The sequence below is a fragment of the Paenibacillus catalpae genome (genome assembly GCF_900112695.1).
GTDB lineage: Bacteria > Bacillota > Bacilli > Paenibacillales > Paenibacillaceae > Pristimantibacillus > Pristimantibacillus catalpae.
This window is the reverse complement of record NZ_FOMT01000002.1, coordinates 574,611-587,871: the sequence shown is the minus strand read 5'-3', so window position 1 is coordinate 587,871 and position 13,261 is coordinate 574,611. Positions and strand designations below refer to the sequence as shown.

9 protein-coding genes are annotated in these 13,261 nt (G+C 50.7%); 5 read left to right on the top strand and 4 right to left on the bottom strand.

The window, feature by feature from the left end; genetic code table 11:
- Nucleotides 1-181: 181 nt before the first annotated feature.
- The 4 genes from BM200_RS30600 (at nucleotide 182) to BM200_RS10305 (ending at nucleotide 4,559) form a co-directional block, all read left to right on the top strand.
- Nucleotides 182-1,042, top strand: a complete 861-nt coding sequence (locus BM200_RS30600; protein WP_175532825.1) for an AraC family transcriptional regulator — start codon at nucleotides 182-184, stop codon at nucleotides 1,040-1,042.
- Between the two features lie 312 nt (nucleotides 1,043-1,354).
- Nucleotides 1,355-2,749: an ABC transporter substrate-binding protein gene (locus BM200_RS10315; protein WP_091184712.1), complete on the top strand. Its 1,395-nt coding sequence runs from the start codon at nucleotides 1,355-1,357 to the stop codon at nucleotides 2,747-2,749.
- Nucleotides 2,750-2,847: 98 nt separating this feature from the next.
- Complete coding sequence (locus BM200_RS10310; RefSeq protein ID WP_245772971.1) at nucleotides 2,848-3,729, top strand: carbohydrate ABC transporter permease; 882 nt, start codon at nucleotides 2,848-2,850, stop codon at nucleotides 3,727-3,729.
- Nucleotides 3,729-4,559, top strand: coding sequence for a carbohydrate ABC transporter permease (locus tag BM200_RS10305; RefSeq protein WP_091184710.1), 831 nt, complete (start codon nucleotides 3,729-3,731; stop codon nucleotides 4,557-4,559). Before BM200_RS10310 ends, BM200_RS10305 begins: the two co-directional genes overlap by 1 nt.
- 56 nt (nucleotides 4,560-4,615) lie before the next feature.
- On the opposite strand, the gene BM200_RS10300 is transcribed toward BM200_RS10305, so the two are convergent.
- The 4 genes from BM200_RS10300 to BM200_RS10285 form a co-directional block, all read right to left on the bottom strand.
- Nucleotides 4,616-5,929: an ABC transporter substrate-binding protein gene (locus BM200_RS10300; protein WP_091184707.1), complete on the bottom strand. Its 1,314-nt coding sequence runs from the start codon at nucleotides 5,927-5,929 to the stop codon at nucleotides 4,616-4,618.
- Nucleotides 5,922-7,463 carry a response regulator transcription factor gene (locus BM200_RS10295; protein WP_091184705.1) on the bottom strand — a complete coding sequence of 514 codons (1,542 nt, stop codon included), beginning with the start codon at nucleotides 7,461-7,463 and terminating at the stop codon, nucleotides 5,922-5,924. Before BM200_RS10295 ends, BM200_RS10300 begins: the two co-directional genes overlap by 8 nt.
- Nucleotides 7,464-7,468: 5 nt before the next feature.
- The gene (locus tag BM200_RS10290) at nucleotides 7,469-9,241 is read right to left on the bottom strand and encodes a sensor histidine kinase (RefSeq protein WP_091184703.1); all 1,773 of its coding nucleotides are present in this window, start codon (nucleotides 9,239-9,241) and stop codon (nucleotides 7,469-7,471) included.
- A gap of 301 nt (nucleotides 9,242-9,542) precedes the next feature.
- A complete protein-coding gene (locus tag BM200_RS10285) occupies nucleotides 9,543-12,050 on the bottom strand; it encodes a beta-glucosidase (RefSeq protein ID WP_175532824.1) in 2,508 nt (835 codons plus the stop codon).
- A gap of 172 nt (nucleotides 12,051-12,222) precedes the next feature.
- Here BM200_RS10285 and BM200_RS10280 point away from each other — a divergent pair, with 172 nt between their 5' ends.
- Nucleotides 12,223-13,230, top strand: coding sequence for an AraC family transcriptional regulator (locus BM200_RS10280; protein WP_091184699.1), 1,008 nt, complete (start codon nucleotides 12,223-12,225; stop codon nucleotides 13,228-13,230).
- The last annotated feature ends 31 nt before the right edge of the window (nucleotides 13,231-13,261 follow it).

The following is a 13,261-nucleotide window of genomic DNA, read 5'->3' as shown; positions in this document are numbered from 1 at the left end:
AATCATAAATTTTATCGTTCGAAAAAAAATCAGGTAAATGCGACATCCTTTTCTATTATTCCGACATCCGTCAGGAGCGATATAACCGGTGATGATCCTCTTGCTTTCGCTAAGGAATGGCATGTATAATTCTGCTTTCACGACAATATCAACGTTATCCCGACAAATGAGGGTGGATGGTATGACGAAACGTACGGTAAGGCTGTTAAGCGGTGAACAATATTTTGACGACAAGCTTTCCATATTTGTGAACCGCAATGTGGAGTCCTACGAGCTCACGGAGCATCATCATGATTTCCTTGAAATCAGCTATGTCAGCGAAGGGCTCGGAACCCATCATGTCGGGAACGATGTCTCTAATGTGTCGCGCGGTGACCTGTTCGTCATCCCGATGGGCGCCTCCCATGTGTTCAGGCCGGCCTCGCTGGATAAGAAGCGCCCGTTGATCGTGTACAACTGCATCGTTACCATGGAGGCTGCACGGAACCTTCTTAACAGCTTTCCGGGAGGCAGCGAGTTGGAGGTGCTTTTGAATTTGCATCATATTACGCGTTACAAGGATCTTACCGGAGAAGTTCAGCATTATTATTCCTACCTGCACCGGGAATTCTCAGTCGAACGGCCGGGAAGGGAAGCTGCCCTGCACACCGGGCTATTGCAGCTGCTTATCTATATCAGCAGACTCCAATCCGGTCATACGAATCCGCAGGTACAGTCCCTTAACTCCAGCATGGATCAGATTTTAGCTTTGCTGCAGAGAGATTACGCGATGCCATTTACGCTCAGTCAGCTGTCCTCCCTGCTTGGCGTCGGAGAGCGGCAGGTTCAACGCCTGTTCGTGCAATATACAGGCGAGACTTTCTCCGGATATCTGCAAAATATTCGAATTCAAGCAGCGTGCCGGCTGCTGGTGAGCAGCGAGATCCGGATAACCGATATTTCCGCTGCCGTAGGCTATCAGAACACTCCCTACTTTAATGATTTGTTCAAGAGATATACCGGATTGACGCCTAGAGAGTACAGGAAAGCAAACAGGAGCTAGTAAACGCGCAAATAAAGGACGAAAGAAGGGTGCCCTTGGAATGGGCACCCTTCTTTCTTTACGCTGAGTAATCGATGCGAAGGAACGTCAGCTATTTTTAGGTTCATGTACGATTAATTTGGATCCTCAAGCGAAACCCCGCGCCGTTACTGGACGGCCAAAAAAATCAGACACCGACAAAAAAATGCGGCGCTTATCAGTCATTATGAAAGCCTTTACACTTAGGTCCACAGGGCTCCGGAACCCGTACAACCAAATATTCTATCCAGCAAGCTTGATTACGCTCGAACATGACAAGGAGGGTATATCTGAATGGCTCAAACTAAAAAGAAAACAATTCTTGCTCTGACAGGGGCAGTGCTCCTCACTTCCGCTTTGACGGCATGCGGCAGCAACAATAACGGCAATAACACGGCAGCAAATGCAAATGCCAATAAATCGCCGGAAGCAAGCCAGAACGCAGCGGCTGAATCTCCGGCAGCTTCGAATGACACCGCTTCGGAAAGATATGAAAAAACGGTTACCTTGAAGCTGATGATCGACAACCAGACTTCGACCGAGGGCATCAAAGCGGTAGCCGATGAAATCGAGAAACGTTATAACATCAAAACCGAATTCGATCTCCGCCCAGGCGGCGACGAAGGCGACAACCTCGTTAAAACAAGACTGGCCACAGGCGAGATGAGCGACCTTAGCTTCTACAACTCCGGCTCCTTGTTCAAAGCATTAAAGCCCGAGAAATATTTCGTTGACCTGACAAACGAACCATTCATGCAAAATGTGATGGATTCCTTCCTCCCAACGGTCTCCGTTGACGGCAAGGCATATGCGGCTCCAAGCGGCGCATCGCAAGCCGGCGCTTGGCTCTACAACAAGAAGGTATACGCTGAGCTTGGCTTGTCCGTACCTAAAACCTGGGATGAGCTGAAGGCAAATAGCGAGAAAATCAAGGCAGCCGGCAAAACAGCCGTAATCGGTTCCTACAAAGACAGCTGGACTTCCCAGCTGATCGTTCTGGCCGACTATGCGAACGTACAGGCGGATGCTCCTGCTTTCGCAGACGACTTCACCAACAACAAAGCGAAATTCGCAGACACTCCCGCAGCATTGCGCAGCTTCCAGAAGCTGTCCGAAATGAAGGACTTTATGAACAAGGATTATCTCGCAACGACTTATGACCAAGCGCTCAAAATGCTCGTTGACGGCACTGGCGTTCAGTACCCTATGCTAACCTTTGCACTGTCTAACATCTTTGCGACTTACCCGGACAAAATCAGTGACATCGGCGTATTCGCACAGCCAGCTGACAGTGCGGACAAAACCGCTCTGACGGTATGGATGCCTGCAGCGATCTCGATCTACAAAGACGGCAAAAACATTGAAGCAGCGAAAAAATGGATCAACTTCTTCGCTTCCCCTGAAGGCATGGCGATTCAAGCAACGAAAGCGAAGCCAGAAGGTCCTTACGTAATCAAAGGTGCTACACTGCCGGATGATGCTTACGAGGGCGTTAAGGAAATGATGCCTTACTTCGATAACGGCAACAATGCGCCTGCTCTCGAGTTCCTGTCTCCGCTGAAAGGACCAAACCTGCCGCAGCTGACTGTTGAAGTTGGCGCAGGCATGAAATCGGCTGAAGACAATGCCAAAGCCTATGACAAAGACGTTGAGAAGCAAGCGAAGCAATTAGGCATCCAAGGCTGGTGATAAAAACTTAGCCTAAAGCAACAACATCAAGCCCTGCCCTGCACGAACGCGGCAGGACAGGGCTTTTTCTAAAGATAGCAAGATGGGAGAGATTCACCATGCAGAAGGCTTCCATAACGAAGACTTACAAACGTTTGTATACGTATAAGTTTTTGTTGCCGGCAGGCATCATCTATTTTGTTTTGTTCCTGCTCCCTACGATCATGTCCTTCTTCTTCAGTATGACGAGATGGGACCTGGTAGACTGGGAATACATCGGATTTGACAATTATAAAACGTTCTTCTCGGAATCGTCGCTGAATATCGGCTTCCGCAATACGATTATTTACGCCGTAGTTACCTGCGGTCTTAAGGTAGTCTTTGGCTTGCTGCTTGGGGTAGCCCTCACATCCGGTCTTCGGATTAAAGGATACCTGCGCTCCGTCGTCTTTTTCCCGACTTTGCTGTCTACGATTGCCGTTGGCATCGCGTTCAGCAGCATGATGCATCCGACACAAGGCCTCATTAACAAAGCCCTTGCCGTTGCCGGCATTGCCGGTCCTGACTGGCTTGGCAACCAGAACATCGCCCTCCTGTCCGTCGCTCTCGTTGATGTATGGAAAGGCGTCGGTATGGCTACTGTTATTTTTATCGCGGGCATTATGTCCATTCCTGAGGAATATTACGAAGCGCTTCAGATCGACGGCGGCAACGCCTGGGACCGGTTCCGGCATATTACAAATCCGCTTGTAGCACCGGCTATGAACTCCGTCATTATTCTTGCCTTTATCGGAGGCTTGCGCTCCTTCGATCTCGTATGGGCGATGACCAAGGGCGGACCAGGCTTCAGTACAGACTTGATCGCTTCTATCATTTATAAACAATATCAAGGAGGCTTCTACGGCCTCTCGACGGCGGGCAACGTCATTCTCTTTATCGGCGTATCTCTGCTGGCCTTCCCTCTGCTTAAGCTTCTGTCGAAAAGGGAGGTCGATTTATAATGAAGTTGAAAGGCACTAAACGAATTATATTCGAAGTTATTGCGGTCATCTTGTCCATCGTCATCTTCTGGGTACCGTTCTTCTTTGTCATTATCAATTCCTTGAAAAACAAGACGGACGCCGCTCTCCTGGACCTCAGCTGGCCTACGGCCATTCAATGGTCGAACTATAGGGAAGTTCTGATCGCTCAAGACCATATGGTGGTTCGTTCATTCATCAACAGTACGCTGATCACCCTGCTGTCGATCGCTGTTCTGATTGTGGTAAGCGCCATGACCGGCTATGTGCTGCAGCGCCGCACTGACCGCTGGTCAGGAATCATCCAGTTTCTCGTCATGGCCGGGCTTATGATTCCGCCTGCTGTCGTTCCGACCATCTGGGTGCTTGATTCCATTCACCTGTTCAAAACAATGACCGGGATCGTGCTTGTCGAGGTCGCGCTTGGCATTTCATTTGCCGTGCTGCTGTACCGCAGCTTTATGGCCACCATTCCAAGAGAGATTGATGAAGCCGCTATCGTGGATGGCTGCGGCAGCATGCGGATGTTCTTCCAGATGGTCTTCCCGCTCCTTATGCCCGTCACCTCAACGGTTGTCGTCTTGTCTTCCGTCGGTATATATAACGACTTCGTCAACCCGCTCTACTTCTTCCCGGGAGCGAAAAACGCGACGATTCAGCTGACGCTTTATAACTTCACGAGCATGTTCAATACTTCCTGGAACCTGCTGTTCGCCGATATTATTCTGATCTCGCTTCCGCCGCTTGTTCTCTTTATCTTCTTCAACAAGAAGATCGTGGCAGGCATGACGGCAGGTGCGGTTAAAGGTTAAGCAACAGCAAGATCCCGCATGCCAGGGTAAGGTCTGCGGGATCTTGCTTTCTCTTCTTATTGTTGTTCATCCAAGGCCGCCTGAAGATCCTGCATATACATCTCCGGCGTATAGTCTTTGCTTGAGATAAGCAACTGCGCGTTATTCCAGGCGATTGTCTGTGCGTCCGAATCAAACAATGCCTCAAACCATAAAGCGCCGTTCTTGACGCTGTCGATCGTGGACTGCACCATTTGCGTCAGCTTCGGCACATCGGATGGCAAACGCTGCACATTAAAGCCCGTGATAACGCCGCTTTCTTCCATCGCTTTATCGCCGTAACCGGTAAATACCGCCTTCAGCCAATCCTTCATCGTGTCATCGTAAGCAGCAGCCGACAGGGAAGTCGTAAGCCCCGCATTCATCATCCAATCGTCCTTGGTTCCTTTGCCGCCGGGAACAAGCGGAATATTAAACAAACCGATTGCATCCATCCCGATATGATTCTTGAGAGAACTGTTGAAATCCCTCAGGCTCCAGCTTCCCGTATAAAACATCGCCGCTTTTCCCTCGAGAAATAAAGCTGACGCTTCATCCATCTCCGTCATGTTCACATGCTTTCCGAAGTAGCCCTGCTGTGCCATATGCTGTACAATCGCAGCTGCTTCAACAAAGCCCGGCTCGGTTACCTTCAATTCTTTACGTTCTACTCGCTGCATCGCATCGTACCCGTATTTACGGATCACATAACCGTTGATAAGACGGGTAATCGGCCACTTCTGCGCGCCTGAGAGTGCAAAGGGCTGAATGCCATTGGAATGGAAGATCTCTGCCGCATGCAGAAGATCATCCCAAGTCTCCGGCTCGGCTAATCCGTATTTGGCGAACATATCCTTGTTGTACCAGAAGCCTTCGATATTAATCTCAAGCGGGAGCGCATACAGCCCTTTGTTCCGTACCATTGATTTGAGCAGCTTGACGGCTGCGGGATTCAGCTCGTTTTGCAGGCCAATCTCGCGAAACAGCTTTTCAATATCAAGAATAAATCCGTTATCGGCCAGCTGCTCGAGCTGTCTCCCCGATTCATAGGAGAAAATTTCCGGCAGATCGTTACTTGCGGCAAGCAGCTGAATTTTTTGCACAAGATCCGATGTATTGACATTCTCAAACTCATATTTGATGTTAGGATGCTGCTTCTCATATTCACGGGCCTGCTCGCTTATCATTCTAGGCTGCTGCTCCTCCAGATCCGATGACACATAATGAATAACCCGGACGGGATCGGAGATCGTGTTCTGCTTTTCTGAAATATAGGAGCGGCCGCCGCAGGAGGCAAGAAGTACGCAGCAAGCCGCAATAAGGCCAAATGTCGCAGCAGCAGGCTTAATCATGATCGCCCACCTCCTGTTCGTCGTTGCCAGGTATCTCGTTGACCCTGGCCATGCCATGCCCCTCTCGGAACTGGCCCGGCGTCACGCCGGTATACTTCTTGAACAGTTCGGTGAAATGCCGGTAATTATAATAGCCCACCTTCTTGCTGACGTCATTGACAAGCATGCCTTTATGCAGCAAAATCTTGGCCTGCTCCATACGAAGCTTCGTTACATACTTAATATACGAGAGTCCTACCTTCTCCTTGAACAGCAGGCTCAAATAGGTCGCATTCATACCCACATGCTCGGCCACTTCCTGAAGGGTGAACGACTCCAGATAATGTTTGTCGATAAAAGCCAGCGCTTTCTCGATCGCATTATGCTTTGTTGCCTGCTTATCTTCCTTCATGAAATTATGAAGCTGCTCCATCTGCTCCCGAAGCCACTGGAACATCCGGTCTCTTGATGACATCTCGCCGAGCTCCCAATGGGGGACGATCGGACGGGCGCTTGTTCTGACATCTTCGCCTGATTCCATCGCAACCTGATAGCCGATGTAGGCCAGCTTCGTCACCTCCTGCTCGACCAGCTCAGGACTCAGGCGCTCAGCTTCCATACAATGCTTATACTCATCAAGCAAGCGAAGCAACCCCTCTTTATTGCCTGTTCGCATGCAGAATACAATTTCTTCTTCGCACTCGGTTAATCCGTGAGGAAAGGTGTCCTCCGCATGCTCGAACCTGTTCCATCCTTTCTCCTCAAGAAAAACGCCATAGCGCAAGGCGCGGACGGCTTCCTTATAGCTTTGGCCTGCTTCGGCGATATTGGCGTAGGTTTGCCCGGAGCCAATCGTCTCCTGCATTTGCGGTGAGAGAAGCGTCAGATGCTCCCATAAATAATCGGCGGGCATCATGAAATGGATAACGACCATAATCCACATCTTCTCGTAATAAAAGGGGATGCTCCGATAGGAAGGATGCTCGTCCAGCCACTCCCCTTTGCCAGTAGCTGCAAGCACGGTTACAGCTGCGGCCTGCTTCGCATCCCCTTCCCCAAAGGCTGTCCTCCAGGCTGGAACGGCTTCCTCGCCAAGCAGCAATAAATCAAGCGTTGCCTTCTCAAGCAAAGCTTCTTTATTAGCCGCCAGCTGCGTCTTCATCTGGACATGCTCCTGCTGACGGCCAATTCGGGCAATCGTCCGCCGCATGGCCTCATCGATTTTCTCAAGCGTAATCGGCTTATCCAAGTAATCGATGACGCCAAGCTTTAACGCCGTACGGATATACTCGAATTCGTTAAACCCGCTGAACACGATACATGCGGTTTCCGGCTTTTCCTTGGCAATCTCTTCGATTAACTGAAGTCCCGTTAAGCCGGGCATGCGAATGTCCGTCATCACAATATCAGGCTGCAGCTCCCGGACCATCTGCAGAGCGGAGATTCCGTCAGAGGCTGTGCCAATTAGCTCAATGCCGTAACGGGACCAGTCAACCATCACTTGCAGTCCTTGTGTCACGATATATTCGTCGTCGAAAATAACGGCAGTTAACATAGCTCTCATCCCTCTCTGAATTCATTTGGCCGGAAACGAATCTCGACGATCGTCCCTTTTCCGGGTTCGCTGCTTACTTGAAGGGAACTGCGATCTCCGTAGTAAAGCATGATGCGCTCCCTGACATTGACAAGTCCGTATCCCGTTTCTGTTGCACGGACATCCTCCATGCCGACGCCATCGTCTTCTACCGTAAAGATTGCGGTGCTTTCTTCCATTCTTCCTGTCAGCCGGATCGTTCCTTCGCCAATCTTCGGCTCCAAGCCGTGATAGATCGCGTTCTCAACAAGAGGCTGGAGGATAAGCTTAAGAATCTCAATCCCCATCAGCGCCTCATCCACCTCCACCGAATAGCGGAAGCGCGATTTGTAGCGCAGGTTCTGAATCGTCATGTAATGCTCAATATGTTCAAGCTCCCTGAATACAGGAATCGTTTCCTTCCCTTTATTCAAGCTGATTTTGAAGCTTTCGGACAAAGCGACTGTCATTTTCGCAATATCCTTATTATTTTGCAGGATGGCCATCCAATAAATCGAATCCAGCGTGTTGTACAAAAAATGCGGCTTAATCTGCGCCTGAAGCGTTCTAAGCTCCGCTTCCTTCTCCTTCAGCTGGGAGTGGATCAGCCTTTCGCTCAGCTGCTTGTTCTCCGAGGAGATTTTCCGGAACGTCTCCCCGATGGCGCCAACCTCGTCTTCCTCGAACGAAATGACTTGAACGGAGGCTCCAGAGCCCTTGGACCAGTCGACCATCATTTTCTTGAGCTGAAGCAGCGGCCGGGTGATGCTGCCCGATACAAACAGCGACAAGAGAATGGCAACCAAGGCAATGATAGCAGCGATCAGCATCGTGACCGTTGTAATGCGGTTCGAATCCTGCAGAAGCACCTTGGCCTTTACCACATGAAGAAAGGTCCAGTCCGTGGTCGAATTGCGGTAGCCTACCGTCAAATAACCATGCTGATGCAGGTTTTGGAGCACCCTCGCTTCGCCATCCTCGCGGTCGATCAGGTCAGAGATGGAGGGATTTTGCGAATATACGCTGCGGGTCACTCCGGTGCCCGTATCCAATACGACGAACCCGCTGTCCTCTTCGTCATTCATCGCCTGCTCGAATATCGTGCTTTTCAAATTGATAACGAGCAGCCCGATCGGACGAAAATTCGCCGGATCGCGAAGCAGCTTCACACTGGAGAATGACTGGCCGGTTGTGTCCGAATTAATAGACTGTAGAACATTGTAGCTGAAGAACACTTCCTTGCCGTTTGCGGCAGCCGTACTTTTGTACCAATCCGTCTGACCGATCATCGCTCTGCTTGATTCATCCTCGTAAATACCGGCATTGGCATCCACGCTTCCATAACATACCGAATGATAGCCCCTGTCAAACAAACAGATGGAATCAATATGCCGGGTATCGATCAAATTGCGTACGACCAGATTTTGCAGACGGTTGGCCGTGCGGATATCCAGCATATGTCCCCCGTCCTCTGCACTTGCCTTTAATTCCTCGCGCAGTTGGTCATTGGCCAGTATTAATCGATGCATATTTATGACGTTGCGAAACAGCAGGTCCGCGACTTCGCTTGCTGTCTTCAGGTTATGTTCATTATTGTCCAGATGGTTATGAACGATTGTATCCTTCGAAATGTTGACCGATATTGTCCCGAGAATAATAAGCGGCGGTACGGACAACAAGACGACGGCAAGAAGGATCCGCGTACGAAGTCTGCGGGGACGATATTGCCTTAGAAGCGAGGTTAGGGAAAATGAGCGCATTCTCTTTAGCTCCTGTGGCCCGATTTGGCCGTCTAATGGTTGTTTCATTTATTGTAAACGAATACAAACCAATTATCACGGCGCCTTTTTTTGGATGGGGTGTCAGGATTTTTTGGATGGTCAATAAAATCCTGCTGGGGTTAACAGCAGAAAGAGGCTGTGCAGGTTTTGTACTGCACAGCCTCTTTTGTTCTATTCTTTTAAGCTCCCCAGTACGATGCCGCCGCTTATGAAGAAACGCTGCAGGCATGGATAGACGACCAGGATCGAAAGTGCTCCATAGGAAAATCTATCCGGGGAATCAGAACTCTTTCGTATGCCGCTTCAATCCGTGCAATACACTCTCACAGTTCTCTGCTGCTTTCGCAAATTCTGTTGCTGGAACGATGGATGCCTTCCGAACGATCTGCTCGGAAGACTCGCCGATCAAGACCGTAAACTCGCCTTCGGGAACCGTCCATTTGTTCTGAGCCGTGCTCCAAATGCTGAAGGCTCTTGGGTTAAGCCGCATGACTGCTTGGGCGGTCTGGCCTGCCGGAACCATAACCTTGGCGAAGCCTTTCAGCTGCAGCGGCGGCTCTCCGGCTGCTGCCGGGAATTGAAGGTACAGCTGCGGTACCGCTTTGCCGTCACGCGGTCCCTCGTTGACGATTTCGAATGCAACCTGTAAGCATGGCATTCCTGCATGATTGATTTGTTCGATTCGCAGGTCTCCGTAGCCGAACGAAGTATATGAAAGTCCGTGGCCAAACGGGAAGAGCGGCTTCTCCCCTGCCGCAGCAAACCAGCGGTAGCCGACATCGAGCTTTTCCGAATAAACCGTATCGAGTCCAATACCCGGATATTGCCCTTTTGTCATGATTGGCCCTTGTTCTTCGGATTCCGGGAAGCTGACCGGTAGATGGCCGGAAGGATTCGTATCGCCAAAAAGCACGTTCGCAATCGCCTCGCCGCCTTGCTGCCCGGGATACCAAGCTTCAACAACGGCTTTAACCTTACTGAGCCATGGCATCGCAACCGGACCGCCGGTATTTAATACAACAACCGTGTTCGGATTGGCTGCGGCTACCGCTTCGATTAACCGGTCTTGGGCGCCGGGCAGCCTCAGATCCGGTTTGTCGAAGTTCTCGGTCATATAATCGTTTACGAATACGACGGCGGCATCAGCTTCTGCAGCGGCCGCAGCGGCCTCTTCCATTCGATTTTCGTCCGTTCCGGCATACCATTGAAGTGCAATGGAGGGCAACGCTGCAGCCTCACCGTTATTGGACCGATAATGAACCTCCACGCTGACGCGGCTGCCTGCTTCGAGCCGCTTTACCCCCGTTACGTAAAGGGAACGGAAATTCCAATTGTCAATCACAAGCTCGCCATCGATGAACAAACGCGTTCCTCCGGACGCCGGCATATAAAAGGTATAGTCAGCCGTTTCCTGTGGAAGCAGCGTGCCGGTCCACTTAGCCGATGCGGTATGCGGGACACCGTCAAACTGCCAGTTCAGATGAAGAGTTGGCAGCACTTGCTTGTGCACCGTCTCGCCACTCAGATCTGCTGAAAGGTAACCTTCCATCTGCAGCCCATTCTCGAAGGCTTCTGCCGGAATCGTATGCGCCGCATTCGGCGAAGGGTAGATAAAGGATGGGCCCGTTGGAACAGGGGCTGTACCTGGCGCATAGCTTATTTTTCCGGCCGTACCGGCATGGGATCGGATTGCTTGCAAAGGAGTAAGGATATCTGAGCATGGCACATGGGCACTGCCTCCGCCCGAAGCGATCAGGTTAACGGCCGCCTGTCCAATAACCGCGATGGAGCCGGATGACGCAAGCGGCAGCATGGCGTCATCGTTTTTGAGCAGGACAATCGACTCTTCCGCGAGGCGCAAAGCATCCTTTTCATGCCTCAAGCTTCCCGCATCACTGCTTTTCTCGTTCATCTGTCCCTTATCGAACAGACCAAACTCAAACATTTTCCTCAATATGCGCCCGGCACTCTCATCGATCATCTTCACCGGTACCTGTCCGCTCTCCACCGCTGCTTTGAGCGGTTCACCGTAATACCGTTTAAACGGAATCGTCAGCTCATAATCCAGACCGGCATAGATGGAGCGGACGGTGCTTTGCGTAGCCAGAAAATCGGAAACAACAAAGCCGTCAAATGCCCAGTTATCCCTTAACACCTGCGTCAGCAAGGCATGATTCTCCGACCCGTAGGTCCCGTTTATTTTGTTGTAGGAAGACATGATGGAGGCGGCTTTCCCTTCTTTAACGGCTGCTTCAAACGCCGGGAGGTAAATCTCGCGCAGCGTCCGCTCATCAATGATGCTGTTCTGGACCATACGGTCCTCTTCCTGATTGTTAGCCGCATAATGCTTGACGCAGGTCATTACCCCTTGCTCCTGTATGCCCTGAATAACGGCCGTTCCGGTGACCGCCGACAGCAGCGGATCCTCGCCATAGCCTTCAAACGTCCGTCCATTAAGCGGGGTGCGCGCGATATTAACGGTAGGTCCAAGCAAAAGCGACGTTCCGCGATCCTGCGCTTCCTTGCCTATGATCTCTCCGTACCGATGAGAAGCTTCATCGTCAAATGCGGCGCCCAGCGCAATTGGAGCAGGAAGCTGCGTCCCAACCCGTTCATGCGGTCCGGTCACGCCGCCGGGGCCATCATTCAGCTTCAGGGTTGGAATGCCCCATTCTTCAGAAGGCGTACCACCGTGCATCAAGGCAAGCTTATCATCAAGCGTCATGGCAGTAAGCAGTTCTTTTACTCTTTGATTGGTGTCCATTGTTGTATTCATCCATGGCTTCATTATCTGATCATCCCTTTTCATCTAGGTCTGGCATTCTCCGATTGCATATAGCCTGTTATCGCGATATCCTTATTAAAACGCTTTCCAAGGCACCTAACAATTCCGTATTTACGGTTATCATTCTCCTTTTTACAGATGATGCTTGTCCACGATTGGGATAGAGGAGGCTGCTATGAACCATCGCCAGCTAGACAGTTATTTGAGGGAAATAAACGAGACTGAGGCCAAACAGCTTGAGTCGAAAAAGAACATCAATGATATTCCGTCCGCACCGCCTCAGAGGGAGGAGAATCTTCCCTTCCGGATGCCGGACTCGCCTTTTTTCACGAATGGACCGATTCATATCCGCAAGCACAACCGCTTTGCGCCGATGCCTTTGCATTATCACAATTTTATTGAACTGAACTATATCTACTCGGGGAGCTGCAGGCAGTGGATTAATGGACAGGAGGTTGTCCTAAGGGAGGGGCAGGTATGTCTGCTTGATTCCGAGGTCGTGCACAGCATCGAAGCTATGGGGGATAATGATATTCTGATTAATATCATTATGAAGAAAAATACGTTCACCTCTTCCTTTCTGAGCCGATTTGGATCAAGGGGCATAGTGTCCGACTTTCTGGCGAATGCGATTACGGAGAACACGAATCATAACCGGTATATCGTATTTGAATCCGAGGGGCATGGGGAGCTGCAATGGTTTATGCGGAGCCTGATGTGCGAAGCGTTCGGCAGCCGGGCTTATGCAGAGGAGATGATCTATAACTATATCATGCTGGTCTTCACAGAGCTGATGCGGGTTTATGCGGTCCGAACCAATAACGAAAGCCAGCATGGGGCGGCCAAAGCGGATCTGATCCAGGTCCTCGATTATATCGAACAGAACTTCCGCGACTGCACGCTTACCCAGCTGTCCAAAGCGTTTAGCTTTAATGCCAATTACCTGGGCAATATGCTTAAGAAAAGAACCGGCAAAACCTTTATCGAACTGGTAAAAACTCAACGTCTGATTCATGCAGCCGGCCTGCTAGCCAATACGGACAAGCCTATTGAGGACATCGCGCAGGCTGTCGGTTACAGCAGCCTCGGATTTTTCTACCGCATATTTGCCGAGCAATACGGCATGACGCCTATGGTCTACCGGAATGGGCAGCGGCAAGGGGATCCCCGTTCCGACGGTTAACGTGGTAACGAGGATCCGAACACATACGCGC